An 18,373-nucleotide genomic window follows, 5' to 3' on the forward strand; every position below is an offset into this window, starting at 1 on the left:
TCAGCGGCTCCGTTCCCGGCTGCGTCCGCCACCGATCTCGGCGGCGGGCAGCACTGTGATTCCCTGTGTGAACCAGGATGATTCGCGAATCGTACGCATGGCTTCCTTGCGCGAGGCCGAGTCCAGCCGCTGCAGGAACAACACGCCGTCGAGATGGTCGGTCTCGTGCTGCACGCAGCGCGCCAGCAGCCCCTCGGCCCGGAACTCGACCGGCTTGCCGTCCATGTCGACACCGCGCGCCTGCACGGTCAGCGGCCGGGTGACATCGAAACGCACCCCGGGAATCGACAGGCAGCCCTCGGGCCCGACCTGGTTCTCCTCGCCGATCACCTCGTAGCTGGGGTTGATCAGATGCCCCTGCGCGTCACCGGTGTCGTAGACGAAAACCCGTAGCCCGACCCCGATCTGCGGTGCCGCCATACCGACACCACCGCTCTCGTACATGGTGTCGATGAGGTCGTTCACCAGCTGGCGCACCTCCCGATCGAATGTCTCGATCTCCGCTGCGCGGGCGCGCAGAACGGGATCGCCGAACAGGCGGACAGGCTGGATGGTCACGGGCAGCTCCGATAGCTCACGATTGCGGGTCGTCTCATTTTACGGACGTCCCGGCGTGCTATTGCGCCGATCCCGCACCCGCGCGGAGCGTTGCGCCGATCCTGGTGCCCGGCGCGACTCGAACGCGGCCCGGCGCGATGGGGTGCGCCGGGCCGTAGCTTTCGAGTATTCAGTGTCGAACCGGTCGCTGCCCGGATGGAAATGCCCGGTCAGGTTGACCCGCGACCGATCCCGCAGCACGGGATCGGTCGTGCCCGGTGCGTGCGGCGCGCGATTCCGGAACGGTCGGCCGAGGCCGTCGGCCGGCCACCGATCGTGGTGCAACGCACACCGCGCACGATCCGGTTCAGGAATGGGCCGCGAGCACCACGTCGCTGATGCCGGTGCCCAGCGCGACCGGTACGCAGGCCGGTGTCACGGCGTGCGCGGGATCGAGCAGGTTGACCACCAGCTGTTGCACGTACGGGTCGTAGACCATGTTGAAGTGCCCGGTCATGTCGTCGGCGCACAGGTTCTGCAGCACGATGTTGGTCGCGCCGTCGCCGCGCAGGGCGATATTGGTGTTGGGCTGGATCATCTCGTCGACGCGGCTGCCGACGGTCGTGTACTTCACGCCCGCCACGGTGTCACCGCCCGCATTGAGGTCCTTGATGAAGGGTGCGCCCGCCGCCTGCTGCACCGCCGCGAGCGAGGAACCCATCTCGACGAGTTTGTAGATGCCCGGCACCGCGTCGGCGATCGGCACCAGGCCGTACATGACGCCGCCGTAGCTGGGTGAGGCCAGCCCGATCCACTGCCCGACCTTGGGTGCTCCCCCGAGCTTGTTGATCCAGTAGCGGGTCACGCTCGCGCCCTGGGAGAAACCGACCAGGTCCACCTGGGTGGCCCCGGTGGCGGCGAGCACCTGATCGACGAAAGTGCCGATCTGCGCGGAGCTCTCGTACACATCCTCGGTGCCGTAGGTGTCCTTGCCCGCCGCGCCACCGTAATTCAGCGCGAACACACAGATCCCGGCCTGCGCCAGCAGCGGCCCGATGCCCGACCAGTCGGAGTAGGCCGAGGAGTCGGTGCCGTGCGCCAACACCACCGGGTGCGGATGCTCGGCGGACGGTTTGCAGCCGAAGTCGTTGGCGCCCTGGGGCGCCGAGTCCGGATGCTCCTTGAGATAGCGGGCCGCCGCCAAATGTCCCGTCTGGGGCGGCCCCTGTTGCGTCGGTACCTTCAATACCGAGGTCACGGCCGGTGCGGCCGAGGCGATCGTCCCCGTCGGTGTGGCGGCCGTACCGATCACGGCGGCCGCCAGCGCCATTACCCCCGCCGGTGCGACGCGGCGCATGAATCCGCGCGTCCGGCTCCTCTGTTGTCCCATGTCACAAGAATCCATGGGGCGCTGTTGTCCCATGTCACGATCTTGACTGGTTTCCGGGCGAAAGTCCCAGCGGGGGCCGGTGATTCGGAGCCATTACTTTTCGGGTGTGTCATCCTCGGCGAGGATCCGGTACAAAGACCGGCGGGCCTCGGTGAGCACCTCGGCCGCCTTGGCCGCCTGCTCGGGGTTGCCGACGGCGGCGACCTGTGCGACCGCGCCCATCAGCTGACCGACGAGACCGCGCAGATCGAGCGCCTGATCGCCGACACCATCCTTGACGTCCTGCCACGGATCGCCCAGTTCGGTCTTGTTGGCCTCGACGTACTCGACACCGGATTCGGTGAGCTTGGCCGTCTTTCGCCCCGCCACCTTCTCGATGATGACCAGGCCCTCGTCCTCGAGCTGCGCGAGCGCGGGGTAGATGGAACCCGGGCTGGGCCGCCAGACGTCCTGGCTCTTCTCGCGGATCTGCTGGATCAGCTCGTAGCCGTGCATGGGGCGTTCCTGCAGCAGGAGCAGGACCGCGGCCCGCACGTCACCGCGCCGGCCACGTCCACCCCGACCGCGTCCGCGACCGAAGCCACCGGGGCCGAAACCGCCGGGACCGAAGCCGCCCGGGCCGAAACCGGGACCGAAGTCCGGGCCGAAACCGCCACGGCCGTGACCGTGCCGACGCGGGCCGAAATCGTCGCGCCCGCCGAAGTCACCACGCGGACCGCGAGGTCCACCACGTCGCATCCGCGGATGTTCGGGGCCCTGCTGCTCTTCCGCGCGCAGTCGCCGCCAGGGGCCGCGGCCCCGTTCTGTGTTGTCCATGTGTTCCATGGTCGTGCCTCCTTCAAGGCTCGTCGTTGTTCTTGCTGCTATCAACGATATATCGGCAGTCTATCTACGACAAGGGTGAGGCGGGACACAAACCGATTGGTTTGTACTTTTAGCTGGTCAAGAGCCCGTGCGCGCGCACGGCATCCCACAGCCCGGACGGCCGATCGGCCGTCGGCAGCGGATCCACCAGGGCGAACGCGCAGCCCAGCACCCGCGCGCCGCCGTCGGCCTCGTCGCTGTCGCCGACCATGAGGGCATTGCCGGGAGCCACGCCGAGATGGTCGAGGGCCGACTTGAAGATGCGGATATCGGGCTTGATCGCGCCGACTTCGAACGACAACGCGTAATCGTCGATATATCGATCCCAGCCGCGGTCGACGAAGGCCGGGCGAATGTCGAAGGCGATGTTGCTGACGATGCCCACCCGCAGGCCGCTCTCGCGCAACGCGCGCAGCACATCGCCGGTGTCCGGGTAGGGGGTCCAGCCGTCGGGGTCGAGCAGCAGTTCGTAGACCTGCAGGGCCTGGGCGTGCGGAACTCCGGTCTTCTCCAGCACTTCCAGATAGGCCCGACGATGCAGGGCCGGATCGAGATCCCGGTTCTCCCAGGCGTATTGGCCCTCGGCATCGAACTTCACGGTCTGCTCGACCGGCGCGGTCAGCCGCCGCATGATCTCGGCGATCTCGTGGGTGTCGAGCGGACGGCCGTCGGCGTCGGTGAGCCGCGCGTCATGGAATGCGGCCTCCTCGAACCGGAAGACCGTGCCGGAGAAATCGAACAACACCGCGTCGATCGCCATGCCCGCCACCCTACACAGCGGGTCGCGGCCGGTTTCGTGCAGCGCAGATCACTCCTCAACTTGTCTGAGGACTTTGCTACGGTGGACGGATGATGGATCAGGTGCTGAACGTGGACAATGTGACGGTCGTGCGCAGCGGAAACCCTATCCTGCAAGAGGTTTCGCTGACCGTCCACGCCGGTGAGCATTGGGCGCTGCTCGGGCCGAACGGGGCCGGCAAGACCACGCTGCTGCGCATGCTGGGCGCTTTCGAGCATCCGACCCGGGGTAGCGTCGAGGTGTTGGGCCACCGGCTGGGCCGGGTCGATATGCGGGCCCTGCGCGCCGGCATCGGGCACGTCGACCCGCGGCACTCCCCCAGCGATCCGATGACCGTGCGGCAGGTGGTCCTCACCGGCGCGACCAATACCGCCGCCCTCATCCCCCGCTGGCGGCCCACCCCCGCCCAGCTCGCCGACGCGGATCGCCTCATCGACCTGCTCGGCCTGGCCCACCGCCGCGACGCCGACTGGGCGATCCTGTCCCAGGGTCAGCGCGGCCGCACCCTCATCGCCCGCGCCCTCATGCCCAACCCGCGGCTGCTGCTGCTCGACGAGCCCGCCACCGGCCTGGATCTCGCAGGCCGCGAACAACTCCTGGAACGCGTCGACCTCCTGCAGCGCACCCACCCCGATCTGGCCTCGGTGCTGGTCACCCACCACCTCGAGGACCTTCCACCCGGCACCACCCACGCCATGCTGCTGCGCGAGGCCCGCGCCATCGCCTCCGGCCCCGTCGACGACGTCATCACCACCCCCAACATCAGCACCTGCTTCGACCACCCCGTCCGTATCCTCCGCGACGAGGGCCGCTGGAGCGTCCGCCCCGCCCAACGCCAGCTCACCTAGCCCCGCTCGACGGGCACGCACCGACGCTGACAACTGCCGAGCAACCCTATGCGCCAGCACATTCCACCGCCGCAATGCCCTCGTGCGCGCGACCGGGCGCGCCCGAGGTCGCGACCACTCCGAGGGTCACGTGGCCGGGGTCAGTGAATCGATCCATCGTTCGAGGCGCGCGCCTTCGGCCTCCATCATCGCGGGGTCGCGGAAGGTGTTGGTGAGCAGGGAGATTCCCTGGTAGGCGGCCAGGAGGGCGACCGCCAGTTCACGGGAGTCGCTGCGGCCCATGGCTGCGAATTGTGCGTCGATCCAGTCCAGGAGGCCGCGCATGACGTCGGCGAGTTCACGGTCGAGGCCGTCGGCGCGTTTGTCGAGTTCGGTGGCGAGAGTGCCCGACGGGCAACCGAATTGGGAGGCCAGGTCGCGCTGGTCGACCCAGCCGCGGACGAGCGCCTTCAAACGGGCTGCGGGAGCGTCGAATTGCTCCAGCGCCGCAATGATGTCCTGCGCGGTGCGCGCGTGCGCGCCGATCGCGGCCTGGACCAGCTGATCCTTGGTCTTGAAGTAGTAGTACACATTGCCGACGGGAACCTCGGCCGCGCGCGCGATGTCGGCGATGGTCGTCTTCTCCACGCCCTGTTCGTGGAAGACCTTGGCCGCCGCGTCCGCGAGTCGCTCCCGCTTACCTGCCGCCGGAGCTGCGGTCCGACCCACTGAGTTAGTCATACGACTGACTATAGACAACCGCGTCGGAGTGCTCTACTGTTCGCGTTAGTCAGCCAACTAACTCAGGGAGTGAACGAAATGATCGTGGTAACCGGAGCAACCGGAAACGTCGGCAGTGTCCTGGTCCGTGAGCTCGCCGCGGCGGGCGAGAAGGTGGTCGCGGTGTCGCGCGGCGAGAAGCCGGTGGATCTGCCCGTCGGCGTCGAGCACCGCCGTGCGGACCTCGGCGATCTGGCCGGGCTGGCCGAGGCCGCCGCGGGTGCGGAGGCGTTGTTCCTGCTCATCACCGGGCCGCAATTGGTCGAGGGACCGGCACCCACCGAGGTGCTGGAAACCCTTGCGGCCGCGGGTGTCCGGCGGGTGGTGTTCGTGTCCTCGCAGGGTGCGGTGACCCGCCCCGACAGCGACGGCTATGCCCGAACCTTGGAGTTCGAGCAGGCCCTGCACGCCTCGGACCTGGAGTGGACGGTGCTGCGGCCGGGCGGCTTCTTCAGCAATACCTTCGCCTGGATCGAGCCGGTGAAGACCGGGCGGATGATCCCCGCACCGTTCGCGGATGTGGCGCTGCCGCAGGTGGATCCGGCCGATATCGCGGCTGTGGCCGCGGCGGCGCTCACCGAGGAGGGCCACCACGGGCAGGCGTACACGATCACCGGCCCGGACGCCGTGACGCCTCGGGAGCAGGCGGCCGCCCTCCAGGCGACCCTCGGCGAGCCGATCAGTTTCGTCGAACTCACCCGCGACGAGGCCCGGACCAACATGCTCCGGTTCATGCCGGAGTCGGTCGCGGACCACACCCTCGACATCATCGGTACGCCGACACCGGAAGAGCAGCAGGTCAGCGGCGATGTCGAGCGCGTGCTGGGCCGACCGGCGACCTCGTACGCCGAGTGGACGAAGCATGTCGCGCCGGCCTTCCACTGAAATCAACCATTGAAGTTTTGGTGTGCACACGCATATCGTACGCATATGCACACTAAATCTTTTTCCGAGGGAACCATCCTGATGCCATGGAATCCGGGCCCGAACCACCAACTTTCGGGCCCGGTATTCGTCAGCGTCACCGACTTCCTGGCCCGGTCGCAGGAGGAGTGGGTCGAGATCTACCAAGCCGGAGACGAATTGGCGCAGGCGTGGCCGATCATGCAGGGCGCGGTGGGACTGTGGTTGTGGGGCAGGCCGGGCGAGCTGCGCGGCGGCTCGGTCTCGGTGTGGCAGGCGGAGGCGGATATGCGCCGCTTCGTCCGGTGGCCGAAACACACCGCGATCGTGCGCGCCTGGCGCACCCGGGTCGGCATCGGCGTCGACTCCTGGCAGGCCGAATCCTTCGACGCCGACGCGATTCTGACCCGCGCGGGCGACACGATCGAAAGACCACACCGGCACGCCGCCTAATCTTGTCCGCATGACAGACCGTCCGGACCTGGCAGCAATGATCGTCCCCCTGGGCCGCGCCCTCATGGCGGCGGAGCAACCCGTGCTGGCCGCGCACGGCCTCACCATGTGGGCGTACGTCGTGCTGCTGCGTCTGGACGAGACCACCACGCGTGGTCAGGGCGTGCTGGCCCAGGAGATCGGGGCCGACAAGACCCGCATCATCGCGGTCCTCGACGACCTCCAGGAGCGCGGCCTCATCGAACGCCGCCCCGACCCGGCCGACCGCCGCGCCCGCCTACTCGCCCTCACCCCTGAGGGCCGCGAACTCCGCGACGCGACCCAGACCCAAATCCAGGCCCAAGAGGACCGCCTCCTCGCGAAGCTCCCCGCCGCCGACCGCCGCGGCTTCCTCAACGCCCTCCTCACCCTGGCCGCCCTCCCCCGCGACGAAATCACCGGCGAGTGACCAAGATCAGGGAGTACTCAGCGCGGCGATTCGGACAGATTTCCGCGCTGAGTACTCCCTAGACTTGCTAGCCGATGTCGATCGGGTCGATTTGGACGCGGAGGGGGGCGTCGGAGCGGTGGGTGCTGCGGATGGCTTGGGCGGCGATCAGGGCGCGGGACAGGGCCGCGCCTGCGTTGCGGTCGGCGCGGAGGATCATGCGTTCGACCTCGGCGGGGGAATCGCCGGAGGAGAAGGGCTTTCGCGCGCCGGGTGGGAGCGGGACCGGGCCGAGGACCTCGACGTCGGCGGGAAGTTTTGCCTCGCCGAGCAATTCGGCGATGGATTCCGTGGTGCCGTCGATCGCGGCGAAGCGGACGGCTGGCGGGAAACGCACCTCGCTGCGCTGTTCGAGCTCGAAACCGGCATGCCACACCGGATCCCAGCGGACCAGGGCCTGCACCGTCGGTATTCCAGCATCGGCCATGACGATGACCCGGCCACCCGGGCGCACCAGGGCGGCTGCGGACATCCAGCGGCGCAACGCATCCTCGGCGGCCCGCAGATCCGCACGGCCCAGCAGCGCCCAGCCGTCCAGCAGCATCGCGACGGCGTAGCCACCCGGCACCGGGGGTTCCGCGCCGATGGTCGACACCACGACCTGCGCACCCTCCGGCACCGTGTTCAGAATCGATGCCCCGCCCGAACCACGCACGGGCACACCGGGAAACGCCCGCCCCAACTCCTCGGCGGTCCGCGACGCACCGATGACAACGGCCCGCAGCGCGCGGGATCCACACGCACCGCAGCGAAACGCCGCCTCGGTGATTCCACACCATCGACAGGCCGGGCTCTGCGCTTCCGCGACACCCTCACGCCCACTGCGCAAAGCGCCACGTGACGCGGGAGCGCCGTCCGGCAGTGCCAACGGACCATTGCAGTGTCGGCACCTTGCGGGCGTCCGGCACTTGGCACACGACAGCGCCGGAATGTATCCCCGCCGCGGCACCTGAACCAGCACCGCCCCACCGTCTTTGAGCGCCTTACGAGCCTCCATGAACGCCACGGCCGGAATGCGAATGGCCTGCGCGATCGGATCCCGCTCCAACGCCGCATCGGTATCACCGGGCGCGGTGATGCGCGGCATGACCTGCCGCAGTACCGCCCGATCCGCGAGCAGGTCATGCGCCCAACCGGATTCGACGATCGCCTGCACCTCGGCTGTCCGAGAGAACCCGCCCGCGACAAACGCCGCCCCGGTCTCGTGCGCCCGCAACATGGCCACTTCCCGCGCATGCGGATACGGCGACCGCGGTTCCGCGAACGTATCGTCCCCGTCATCCCAGATAGCGATCAGCCCAAGGTCTTTCACCGGCGAAAACACCGCACTCCGCGTCCCGATCACCACCTTCGCCTGACCCCGCAACACCGACAACCACCGCCGATACCGCGCCGAGGGCCCCAACCCCGCCGCCAACCCCACCGCCGACTCCCCGATCAGCGCAACACATTCCACCAGCACCCGATCCAAATCCCGCTGATCCGGCACCATGATCACCACACCGCGCCCGCTTCGCACAGTCACGGCGGCCAACTCCGCCAGCCGTTTCGCCCACTCCTCCCCCGGCAACGCCTGCCACCCGGCCCGCGGCCCCCGGCCCTCCGCCAGCGCGCCCAGGAAGGAGTGCCCGTGCAGATACCGCCCCCAGCCCGGAAATTCCTCGGGGATCGGCTGCACGACAGGCGGTTCGGGTGTCGCTTCCACCGGGTCGGCCGCGACCGGTACCGGCTCTTCCGGGACGTTCTCGACGACCGGATCGAGCTCCACGATCTGTTCCTCGGCAACCTCCGCCGCCTTGGCCTTCTTCGAAGTGCGCTTGGGCTTTTCGGGCTTCTCGATGCCCTCGGTTTCCACCTTGGCGTGGCGGGGCGGGATGGCCAGGCGCAGGACATCGGCTCGCGTGCCTGCGTAGCGGGAGGCCACCGCGGCGACCAGCTTCAGGATCTCCGGGGTGAGGACTCGTTCGCCGGAGACGACTCGTTCGAGGCGGACGAGTTTGCCGGTGTGGTCGGACCTTTCGAGACGCTCCAACAGGTAGCCGTCGATGAGGCGGCCGGAGAAGCGGACTCGGACTCGGACGCCGGGCTGGGCGAGTTCGTCCAGCTCCGGGGGGACGAGGTAGTCGAAATCGCGGTCCAGGTGGGCGGGTTCGAGGAGTGGGAGGACGCGCGCGATGGGCAGCGCGACGCCAACGACGGCGGGAGCGTCGGGCTCGGAAGGGTTTTCCGTGCCCGACGCTCCCGTCGGAAAGGGTGGGGTGCCGGTCAATTACAGCCCGGCGGCCGCGCGCAGCTTCTCCGCGCGGTCGGTGCGCTCCCACGGCAGATCGACATCCGTGCGGCCGAAGTGGCCGTAGGCGGCGGTCGGCGCGTAGATCGGGCGCAGCAGGTCCAGGTCGCGAATGATCGCGCCGGGCCGCAGGTCGAAGACCTCACCGATGGCGTCGGAGATCTTGATCGGGTCGATCAGCTCGGTGCCGAAGGTCTCCACGAACAGGCCGACCGGGGCGGCCTTGCCGATGGCGTAGGCGACCTGGACCTCGACGCGCTCGGCCAGGCCGGCGGCGACGACGTTCTTGGCGACCCAGCGCATGGCGTAGGCGGCCGAGCGGTCGACCTTCGACGGGTCCTTGCCGGAGAAGGCGCCGCCACCGTGACGGGCCATGCCGCCGTAAGTGTCGACGATGATCTTGCGGCCGGTCAGGCCCGCGTCACCCATCGGGCCACCGAGCACGAACTTGCCGGTCGGGTTGACCAGCAGGCGCACGTTCGAGGTGTCCAGCGGATTCGGCAGCTTCAGCTCGGCGAGCACCGAGTCGACGACCTTCTCGCGGATGTCCGGGGTGAGCAGGTTGTCGAGGTCGATGTCGGCCGCGTGCTGGGTCGAGATGACCACGGTGTCGAGGCGCTTGGGGATCGAGCCGTCGTATTCGATGGTGACCTGGGTCTTGCCGTCGGGACGCAGGTACGGCAGCACGCCGGACTTGCGAACCTCGGTCAGACGCCGGGACAGCTTGTGCGCCAGCGAGATCGGCAGCGGCATCAGCTCGGGGGTCTCGATGGTGGCGTAACCGAACATCAGGCCCTGATCGCCCGCGCCCTGACGCGCGATGTCATCGTCCTCGCCGCCGACGCGGGCCTCGTGCGAGGTGTCCACGCCCTGAGCGATATCCGGCGACTGCGCGCCGATGGCGACGTTCACGCCACAGGAGGCGCCGTCGAAACCCTTTGCCGAGGAGTCGTATCCGATCTCCAGGACCTTCTCGCGAACGATGGTCGGGATATCGGCGTAGGCGGTAGTGGTGACCTCACCGGCCACGTGCACCTGACCGGTGGTCACCAGGGTTTCCACCGCGACCCGGCTGCGCGGATCGGCCGCGAGCAACGCGTCGAGGATGGAATCGCTGATGGCATCACAGATTTTGTCGGGGTGACCTTCGGTGACCGACTCACTGGTGAATAGGCGGCTGCCAGACGTGCGCACAGTTCTTCCCTCTCCCTCAACGGGTTCTCGTATCGGGGTGCGACAGTAGCGTCTCCGCGCCATCGCACAACCCTTTGTCTCAGGTTATTCCAATATGTTCGTCACAGGTGGCGGGCTGCCACCCTGACGAACACATTGTGACTCAGACAGTTGCCGACCCGCGTCTGCCTATAGACGCGGGCGTCAACCGCCTGAACCCTGCGGTGCCGAGGCTTCAGCGGAGCAAGGGGCCGAGTGCATCGAGCACTCGGCTGGCCAATAGCGCCTTGGACCCGTGGTCCAGGGCGATCTCGGTGCCATCGGCACCGAGCAACCAGCCGTCGTTGGTATCGACCTCGAAGGCCTTGCCCTCCCCGACGGCATTCACGACCAGCAGGTCGCAGCCTTTGCGGGCGAGCTTGGCCCGGGCGTGGGTGAGCACGTCGGCGTGCTCATCCCCGGTCTCGGCGGCGAAGCCGACGATCGCGGTGCCCGGAAGGTGCCCGTCACGACGGGCTTGTACCAACCCGGCCAGGATATCCGGTGTCTTGGCGAGTGCGATCGAATCCGGTTCTCCCGCACCCTTTTTGATCTTAGCCGCCGCCACGTTGATGGGGCGGAAGTCGGCCACCGCCGCGGCCATGATGACCGCGTCCGCGCCGAGGGCGTGCTTGTCGACGGCCACCTTCAGCTGTTCGGCGGTGGTCACGTGGACCACCTCGACCGCCGCGGGAGCGTCGAGTCCGATGGTATTGCCCGCGATCAGCGTCACCTGCGCGCCACGCTGGGCGGCCAGCCGGGCGATCGCGTAGCCCTGCTTACCGGAACTCCGATTGCCAAGGAAGCGAACGGGATCCAGCGGTTCGCGGGTGCCGCCGGCCGTGACGATGACGCGGCGACCCTCGAGGTCGCGCGGCAAGGCGTCGGCGCGTTCGAGCAGCAGCCGGGCCAGACCGAAGATCTCCTCCGGCTCGGGCAGGCGGCCCGGGCCGGTATCGGTGCCGGTGAGGCGGCCCGAAGCCGGTTCCATCACGATCGCGCCGTGCGCGCGCAGCGTCGCCACGTTCGCGCGGGTGGCCGGGTGCTCCCACATCTCGGTGTGCATGGCCGGCGCGAACAGGATCGGACACCGCGCGGTCAACAGCGTTGCGGTGAGCAGATCGTCGGCGCGGCCCTGCGCGACGCGGGCCATCAGGTCCGCGGTCGCGGGCGCGATGACAACCAGGTCGGCCTCCTGGCCGAGGCGCACGTGCGGCACCTGCGGCACATCGGCGAAGACACCGGTGTGCACGGGATGGCCGGACAGCGCCTCGAAGGTGGCCGCGCCGACGAAGTTCAACGCCGACTCGGTGGGAATGACACGAACCTCGTGCCCGGTTTCGGTGAACCGGCGCACGAGGTTGCAGCTCTTGTAGGCGGCGATACCGCCGCCGACTCCGACGACGACTCGGGTCACCGCGGTTTTACTCGCCTTCGGAGTGCTCGAGCAGGTCGGCGTGGATCTCGCGCATGGCCACCGACAGCGGCTTCTCCTGCAGACCCGGCTCGACCAGCGGACCGACGTATTCGAGAATGCCGTCGCCGAGCTGGTTGTAGTAATCGTTGATCTGCCGGGCACGCTTGGCCGCGTAGATGACCAGCGCGTACTTGGACGAAGTCCGCTCCAGCAGTTCGTCGATCGGCGGGTTGGTGAGGCCGACCGGAGTGTCGTAGGCGGGAACGGTCTTGATGTCCGTACTCACTAGGAAGGCTCCTGCGGGGTTGTTCGGAAGGGGGCTATCGGCCCGGTCTGCTGTCTGATCGATCGAGACAGAGACCGGCCGATGGTCGGTTTCGTCGGTTTTTCGACCTACGATCCCGAATTTGTGCTAACGAACAACGATACCAACTGCTCACAGGCCGTGGTCACGTGGTCGTTCACGATGACGATGTCGAACTCGTCACACGCCGCCAATTCGGTGCGCGCCGTCTGCAGACGACGCTCGATCACCTCGGGCGATTCCGTCCCGCGTGAAGTCAGGCGGGACACCAGCTCATCCCAGCTGGGCGGGGCCAGGAAGACCAATTTGGCCTCCGGCATGGCTTTGCGGATCGAGCGCGCGCCCTCGAGGTCTACCTCGATCAGGACGTGATGCCCTGTGGCGAGCGCTTCCCGCACGGGTGCGGCCGGGGTGCCCGACCGCTGCAGTCCACCGTGGATATCGGCCCATTCGAGCAGTTCGCCGTCGTCGATCATGACGTCGAACTTTTCGCGGGTGACGAATCGGTAGTCCTGACCGTCGACCTCCCCGGGCCGCGGAGCCCGGGTGGTGGCCGACACACTGAATACCAATTCGGGCAGTCGTTCGCGCACGCAGCGCACGACGGTGGACTTACCGACGGCCGAGGGGCCGACCAGAACTACCAGTCGACCCTTCCGAGTGTGTTCGACCACCCTCGGATTAATCGGCGCTGAAGTCGAACCGGGCCAGCAGCGCCTTACGCTGCCGGTCGCCCAGTCCGCGCAGGCGGCGGGTGGGAGCGATCTCGAGCTCGCTCATGATTTCGGCCGCCTTGACCTTGCCAACCTTCGGCAGAGCCTCGAGCAGCGCCGAAACCTTCATCTTGCCGAGAACTTCGTCCTTCTCGGCATCGGCCAGGACCGTCTTCAGATCGGTACCGCCACGCTTCAGACGCTCCTTGAGCTCCGCCCGAGCGCGGCGAGCGGCAGCCGCCTTCTCCAAAGCAGCGGCGCGCTGCTCGTCAGTCAGCTGGGGAAGGGCCACGGTTCCTCCGTCTCATCGTTCATTGCTTGATCTACCTCCGGTAACCCGGTGGTCTCAGCGACCGTACCCACGACGCTTGCCGATTGCGAACCCACCCCCCAGGTCAGCGCGTGATTCGGCGCGCGACCGGGCCGGATGCACGCTCGCGCGAGCCGTCCGCAACCGGCCGCCGAGCCGGGCTCGCGACGGTCGCGAATATCCTTGCAGCCAGGGCTTTTTCGGAAACTTGACAGGCACCCGAACGGGCCGGACTGGCCCCCGATGAAACCGTGACCGAGCTGTAATCTCGCGACCTGGATTTTTCTTGGATTTCTCGGCGTGTCGTTCGATTCCGTACCGCGTGTCGCGCCTCATGACAGGCAGTCGCTACCGCGATGAAACACACATTTCCGACATGCTTCCGATGCAGGTGGGAGGCGGTGACCGGCTCGGGATCACCGCCAGGACGGCCTGTTTCACCCCCTGAGCCGCCCGCTCACGAGCTAAACCCAGCGCCACGGCCATCCTCACCACCCGCGCGGCCGCGGCCGTGAGACAGGCGATCAGGACAAGCGTTCGATCTGTTCGCGCTGGGCGAACACCCGAGGGTCAGCCTTCGTACTGGCAGAACTCGATGAGGGTGCCTTCGGGGGCGCGCAGGTGCGCGACGCGCATGCCCCAGGCGGGCTGATCGACGGGCTCGGCGACGATGTGCCCGCCGCGCTCGCGCACCACCTCGATCGCCTTGTCGACATCGGCGACCCGCAACACCACGACGACACCGTCGATGCCGTCGCGGGGCCGGTGTTCGGCCCCGATGGCAGCGTCCTGGTAGGCGCGGGTGAACAGCGCGAGGTCGTGGCCGTCGAGGCTGAAGCAGGCGTAGGGGCCGTCGTCGGATTCCGGTACGTCGCCGGGCGTTTCGTGCTTCAGGGCCAGACCGAGCACATCGCGAAAGAAGCGATAGCTGGGGGCGAAATCGTCCACCAGGACGCGAGTCTGGGCGTAGGAGACGAGGCCGAGGGCGGCTTCGGACATGAGAAATCCCACCTTTCTACCGAGCGGTCCGGTTCAGCGTAATGCGCGGCGGAAAGGCGAGTGTCACCTGTTGAGGTGTGGAATCAGTTGCTCTCCATGGCGATTCGCAGCCCGAGGCCGACCATGAAGGTGCCCATGGCGGCATCGAGCGCGCGGCGCACCCGGCGGCGGGTGAACACCTGCCGCAGCGCGCCGACCCCGAAGGCCAGTGTCACGAACCACAGCAGATTGGCGACCGTGCACACCACGGCCAACTCCAGAGTGCCGAGCGCGGAGGGATGCGCGGGCAGGAACTGCGGGACCAAGGCGATGAAGAACACGGCGCACTTGGGGTTCAACAGGTTGGTGAGCAGGCCCTGCCGGAAGGCGACCGGGGTGGCGCGACGATTCGCCGCGGCCTCCGGATCGGGCCGGTAGTCCCCGCGCCGGGCGGCCAACAGGGCGCGAATCCCGATGAACGCCAGGTAGATCGCGCCGATGAGCTTCACCGCCGTGTACGCCTCGGCCGAGGCCGCCAGCAGCCCGGCCACGCCGACCGCGGTCACCAGCGCCCACACGAACACACCGACCGCGATGCCGCCCGCGCTCGCGACGCCGGCGCGGCGGCCCGAGACCACCGAATTGCGCAGCACGATCAGGAAATCCGGTCCGGGTGACATGGAGCCGAGCACGATCACCCCGGCCAGCGTGAGAATCTCGGTGAGCGACAGCACCCGGCCAGCCTACGCGGCGGCCGGACACCGGTTTCGGGGTTCGATTCAGGCGGTGGGCCAGAAGTCCTTCAGCCCCGGGGCGGCTTCCCCGCCCTGCCGCAGACCCGCTTCGTAGGCAGGCTCGAGGGCGGCAGCATTGAACAGATCGGGGCCGTAGGCCGCGATCGCGCTCGCGTCGGGGACGATGAAAGACGTTGCCGCGCCGCCCAGGTCACGATCGGAGGGCACGTGCGGGAACAGGTGCGCGAGGGGCTCGATGATCAGGATGCGTTCGGCGCCCGCGGCCAGGTCGGCGTTGATGGGTGAGCGCATACCGCCGTCGATGTAGAAGTCGCCGTCGATCGGAATGGGCGGGAAGACACCGGGAACCGAGGTGCTCGACGCCAGCGCCTCGGGCAGGGTGGCCTTGCCGTCGGGCGTCCACACCTGAAGATCACCGGTCGTGACGCTGACTGCGGTGATCCGCAGATCGCGGTGCGGCCAGGCCACATTGCCGACGAAGCCGCCGATGCGGGCGATGTGCGCGGCCGGGTCGCCGACGTTCATCTCGAGGGCGCGTGCGCCGACGCGACGCCGGGCTTCGGCCGGATCCAGTCCGGGCGTGGCCAGTAAGCCGAGGATCTCGCCGAAGCTGTTCGGGTCGAACTCGATCGGCTCCAGGTCGGAGTCGGGGCCGGGGCGGCGCAGCAGCAGCGTCAGGTCGACCTCGGCGGCCAGGGCCGCACCGACCACGGCACCGGCGGAGGTGCCGACGATGCGCTGCGCCAGGGCGGTGTCGATGCCCGCCTCGCGCAGGCCGATGACGACGCCCGCCATCCAGCTCAGGCCGACCGCGCCACCCCCTCCGAGCACGAGGGCATGACCAATTCCGTTGAGCGGCACTGCGGCAGACATAGCGCCACTGTATCCGCGCAAACGGCGAAGCGGAGATCTTTCCTCCGACTCAGGCGGTCGGCCAGACGTCGCGCAGGCGGGTGGCGACCTCGGCGGCCTGCCGCCATCCGGCGTCGTAGGCGGGACGCATGGCGGCGAGGTCGAGCGGGTCGGGGCCGAAGGCCGCCTTCGCCTCGTCGTCGGGCACCACGAATATCACGGTGGCATCGCCCAATTCGCTGTCCGACGGCGCGTGCGGGAACAGTCCCGCCAGCGGTTCGACCACGACGATCAGCTCCGCGCCCGCCGCGAGCCCGGCGTTGATCGGCGAGATCAGACCGCCGTCGATGTAGTACCGGCCGTCCACCGGGATGGGTGGGAAGACGCCCGGGACCGCGGTGCTCGAGGCGATGGCCTCGCCGAGGGTGGCCTTGCCGTCGGGGAACCAGGTGTGCAGTCCCCCGGTGGCACTGTCGGTGGCGGTGACGACGAGATCCCGGTCGGGCCAGCCGGTCGAGCCGAGCAGATTCGACATGCGGGCGATGTGCGCGGCGGGCTCGCCGACGTTCCGCTCGAGTGCGAGCTCGCCGATGCGGCGACGACTTTCGCTCGGGCTCAGCCCGAGTGCGCTGACCGTGGTGATGATTTCCATCAATCCGGAGGTATTCATCGCCGGTGCGTCCGGATCCGGCGCGGGCGCGCCCGCGACCAGTTCCACCAGATCGACCCGGTTGGCGAGGTTGGCGGCGACGACCGCACCGGCGGACGTACCCACGAACCGATCGGCCAGCGAGAGGTCGATCCCCAGCTCCTGCAACCCGACCGCCAGACCCGTCATCCAGCGGATACCGACGGCCCCTCCGCCACCGAGTACGAGCGCATTGCGAAATCCATTGGGCGACACCGGGGTAGACATGCCACCACCCTAGCGCCGAAACGCGGGTTCAGACCTGGCACTTGGTGAAAGCGCCCGGCAGCGTGCCATCGCCGTAGATTCCGGCGGTGCGGCTCTCGAAGCGCGGGCCCTTCGGGGTCAAGGCGATGATGTCGTCATAGGCGCCCAGGGCGGAGAACTGGGCGTCGAACTGCTTGGTGGTGTTCACCTGGACCACGCCGACCGGGGTGAAGGCGTGGATCTTGCCGCCCTCCTTGATCATCAGCGTCTTGCCCGGGTAGTGCGCGAACACCTGGCCGGGCTGATGGGCCTTGGCGGCGAAGGCGGCCAGGTCGGTGCGGCCGTGGATGACCTGCCGGTTGCCGTCGGTGCCGGGGAAGCTGAAAACGCCGTCCTCGGTGAACAATCCGGCCCAGGCGTCGGACTGGCCGTAGTCGAAGTAGGGGCCGTAGGCGGAGAAGAGGTTGTCGATCTGGGCGCGGGTCTCGGCGTTCGGGCCGTCGCAGGCGGGGGCGGCGGAGGCGGGCGAGGCGGGGGCAATGCCGAGACAGGCGGCAGCGAGCAGGGTGGCGGCGAAGACGGTGAGGCGCATCGGTTTTCCTTCCGGGGGCGGGGTGGCTCGATCTTTCGAGCGGCCAGAAGGGGCGACCAGCAAGGGTCCCGATGACCCGTCCCCGGTGTCCGATGAACGGGAATCGCCCCGGTCGCAGTGGGGCGACCGAGGCGATTCCGCAGCGCGATGCTTATTGCAGCGCTACTGTATTCAGCTTTGCAGGAAGGCGAATTCCGCGGCCAGTTCGGCCACCTTCTCCTTCAGTGCCGACACCGTCGGGCCTGCCTTGAGGACCTCGCGGGAGACGTTCGGCAGGACTGCGCCGAGGTCGCTCGCCGGGACGAGCTTGCGGATGGAGTCCGCTCCCCCGCCCTGCGCGCCCACACCGGGCATGAGGATGGGGCCGTTGAGCTTGCTCAGGTCCGGGGCCGTGTCCAGGGTCGCGCCGATCACCACACCGACGGAACCGAATTCGGTTCCGGCGTTCGCGGCGGCGGCGTCGTCGACCATGCGCTGGGCGATGGTGCGACCGTCGGGGCCGGTGATGTTCTGCAGTTCCACCGCCTCCGGGTTGGAGGTGGCGGCCAGCACGAACACGCCTCGGCCGTTGGCCTGGGCCAGGTCGAGAGCCGGTGCGAGGGAACCGAATCCGAGGTACGGCGAGATGGTGACCGCGTCGGTGCCGAGCGGGCCGTCGGCGAGCCAGGCGTGGGCGTAGGCGTCCATGGTGGAGCCGATGTCGCCGCGCTTGGCGTCGGCGAGCACCAGGGTGCCCGCCTCGCGCAGTGCGGCAATCGTCTCCTCCAGCACCATGATTCCGGCCGAACCGTAGGTCTCGAAGAACGCGACCTGCGGTTTGACCAGGGCCACCTTGCCGGCGAAGGCGCGCACGCAGGCGTCGGCGAACTTCGCCACGCCCGCGGCGTCCTCGGTCAGGCCCCAGGCCCGCAGCAGCGGCGGATGCGGGTCGATGCCGACGCACAGCGGGCCGTGCTCGCGCATCGATTCCCGCAGCCGCACACCGAAGGTGGTCATCCGCGCACCATCGGAGATG

The 18,373-nt window shown here is 68.4% G+C and carries 21 protein-coding genes; 4 read left to right on the forward strand and 17 right to left on the reverse strand.

All coding sequences use genetic code 11. The features are described from left to right. From def to ACYVN4_RS09595, 4 genes are all read right to left on the reverse strand, one after another. Complete coding sequence (def, locus tag ACYVN4_RS09580; protein WP_460719378.1) at positions 1-558, reverse strand: peptide deformylase; 558 nt, start codon at positions 556-558, stop codon at positions 1-3. A 346-nt stretch (positions 559-904) separates the two neighbouring features. Beyond that, entirely contained in the window at positions 905-1,927 is a 1,023-nt protein-coding gene (locus tag ACYVN4_RS09585; protein WP_460719380.1) for a lipase family alpha/beta hydrolase, read from the reverse strand. A 93-nt stretch (positions 1,928-2,020) separates the two neighbouring features. After that, the gene (locus ACYVN4_RS09590; RefSeq protein ID WP_460720542.1) at positions 2,021-2,665 is read right to left on the reverse strand and encodes a PadR family transcriptional regulator; all 645 of its coding nucleotides are present in this window, start codon (positions 2,663-2,665) and stop codon (positions 2,021-2,023) included. 196 nt (positions 2,666-2,861) lie between these two features. Further along, positions 2,862-3,551 (reverse strand): HAD family hydrolase, encoded by a 690-nt coding sequence (locus tag ACYVN4_RS09595; protein WP_460719382.1) that lies wholly within the window; start codon positions 3,549-3,551, stop codon positions 2,862-2,864. An 89-nt stretch (positions 3,552-3,640) separates the two neighbouring features. Between ACYVN4_RS09595 and ACYVN4_RS09600 the strand changes: the two genes are divergently transcribed. Further along, a complete protein-coding gene (locus tag ACYVN4_RS09600; RefSeq protein WP_460719384.1) occupies positions 3,641-4,438 on the forward strand; it encodes an ABC transporter ATP-binding protein in 798 nt (265 codons plus the stop codon). Between the two features lie 126 nt (positions 4,439-4,564). On the opposite strand, the gene ACYVN4_RS09605 is transcribed toward ACYVN4_RS09600, so the two are convergent. Next, positions 4,565-5,158, reverse strand: a complete 594-nt coding sequence (locus ACYVN4_RS09605) for a TetR/AcrR family transcriptional regulator (RefSeq protein ID WP_460719387.1) — start codon at positions 5,156-5,158, stop codon at positions 4,565-4,567. Positions 5,159-5,236: 78 nt separating this feature from the next. On the opposite strand from ACYVN4_RS09605, the gene ACYVN4_RS09610 reads away from it, so the two are divergent. The 3 genes from ACYVN4_RS09610 to ACYVN4_RS09620 all read left to right on the forward strand — a co-directional run bounded on the left by ACYVN4_RS09610 (position 5,237) and on the right by ACYVN4_RS09620 (position 7,001). Then, a complete protein-coding gene (locus ACYVN4_RS09610) occupies positions 5,237-6,082 on the forward strand; it encodes an NAD(P)H-binding protein (protein ID WP_460719389.1) in 846 nt (281 codons plus the stop codon). A gap of 81 nt (positions 6,083-6,163) precedes the next feature. Beyond that, on the forward strand, positions 6,164-6,553 hold the full coding sequence (locus ACYVN4_RS09615) for a hypothetical protein (protein WP_460719391.1): 390 nt from the start codon (positions 6,164-6,166) through the stop codon (positions 6,551-6,553). 10 nt (positions 6,554-6,563) lie between these two features. After that, on the forward strand, positions 6,564-7,001 hold the full coding sequence (locus tag ACYVN4_RS09620; protein ID WP_460719393.1) for a MarR family winged helix-turn-helix transcriptional regulator: 438 nt from the start codon (positions 6,564-6,566) through the stop codon (positions 6,999-7,001). 67 nt (positions 7,002-7,068) lie between these two features. Here the strand turns inward: ACYVN4_RS09620 and ACYVN4_RS09625 are convergent, their stop codons facing one another. The 12 genes from ACYVN4_RS09625 to pyrF all read right to left on the reverse strand — a co-directional run bounded on the left by ACYVN4_RS09625 (position 7,069) and on the right by pyrF (position 18,354). Then, positions 7,069-9,222, reverse strand: coding sequence for a primosomal protein N' (locus ACYVN4_RS09625; protein WP_460720543.1), 2,154 nt, complete (start codon positions 9,220-9,222; stop codon positions 7,069-7,071). Between the two features lie 87 nt (positions 9,223-9,309). Then, positions 9,310-10,524, reverse strand: a complete 1,215-nt coding sequence (metK, locus tag ACYVN4_RS09630) for a methionine adenosyltransferase (protein WP_379361655.1) — start codon at positions 10,522-10,524, stop codon at positions 9,310-9,312. A gap of 214 nt (positions 10,525-10,738) precedes the next feature. Continuing rightward, entirely contained in the window at positions 10,739-11,959 is a 1,221-nt protein-coding gene (gene coaBC, locus ACYVN4_RS09635; RefSeq protein ID WP_460719395.1) for a bifunctional phosphopantothenoylcysteine decarboxylase/phosphopantothenate--cysteine ligase CoaBC, read from the reverse strand. Positions 11,960-11,966: 7 nt separating this feature from the next. Continuing rightward, positions 11,967-12,245 (reverse strand): DNA-directed RNA polymerase subunit omega, encoded by a 279-nt coding sequence (rpoZ, locus tag ACYVN4_RS09640; RefSeq protein ID WP_033086942.1) that lies wholly within the window; start codon positions 12,243-12,245, stop codon positions 11,967-11,969. Between the two features lie 107 nt (positions 12,246-12,352). Further along, a complete protein-coding gene (gene gmk / locus ACYVN4_RS09645; RefSeq protein WP_460719398.1) occupies positions 12,353-12,937 on the reverse strand; it encodes a guanylate kinase in 585 nt (194 codons plus the stop codon). 7 nt (positions 12,938-12,944) lie between these two features. After that, positions 12,945-13,268 carry an integration host factor, actinobacterial type gene (mihF, locus tag ACYVN4_RS09650; RefSeq protein WP_213556273.1) on the reverse strand — a complete coding sequence of 108 codons (324 nt, stop codon included), beginning with the start codon at positions 13,266-13,268 and terminating at the stop codon, positions 12,945-12,947. A gap of 588 nt (positions 13,269-13,856) precedes the next feature. Then, positions 13,857-14,285, reverse strand: coding sequence for a VOC family protein (locus ACYVN4_RS09655; protein ID WP_460719400.1), 429 nt, complete (start codon positions 14,283-14,285; stop codon positions 13,857-13,859). A gap of 83 nt (positions 14,286-14,368) precedes the next feature. Then, positions 14,369-14,998: a LysE family translocator gene (locus ACYVN4_RS09660; protein WP_460719402.1), complete on the reverse strand. Its 630-nt coding sequence runs from the start codon at positions 14,996-14,998 to the stop codon at positions 14,369-14,371. A gap of 45 nt (positions 14,999-15,043) precedes the next feature. Further along, the gene (locus tag ACYVN4_RS09665; RefSeq protein WP_460719404.1) at positions 15,044-15,892 is read right to left on the reverse strand and encodes a patatin-like phospholipase family protein; all 849 of its coding nucleotides are present in this window, start codon (positions 15,890-15,892) and stop codon (positions 15,044-15,046) included. 49 nt (positions 15,893-15,941) lie between these two features. Continuing rightward, positions 15,942-16,787 carry a patatin-like phospholipase family protein gene (locus tag ACYVN4_RS09670; RefSeq protein WP_460719406.1) on the reverse strand — a complete coding sequence of 282 codons (846 nt, stop codon included), beginning with the start codon at positions 16,785-16,787 and terminating at the stop codon, positions 15,942-15,944. Between the two features lie 28 nt (positions 16,788-16,815). Continuing rightward, a complete protein-coding gene (locus tag ACYVN4_RS09675; protein ID WP_460719408.1) occupies positions 16,816-17,358 on the reverse strand; it encodes a nuclear transport factor 2 family protein in 543 nt (180 codons plus the stop codon). 171 nt (positions 17,359-17,529) lie between these two features. Further along, entirely contained in the window at positions 17,530-18,354 is an 825-nt protein-coding gene (gene pyrF, locus ACYVN4_RS09680) for an orotidine-5'-phosphate decarboxylase (protein ID WP_460720545.1), read from the reverse strand. Positions 18,355-18,373 lie beyond the last annotated feature (19 nt).

It is taken from the genome of Nocardia heshunensis, from assembly GCF_054782115.1.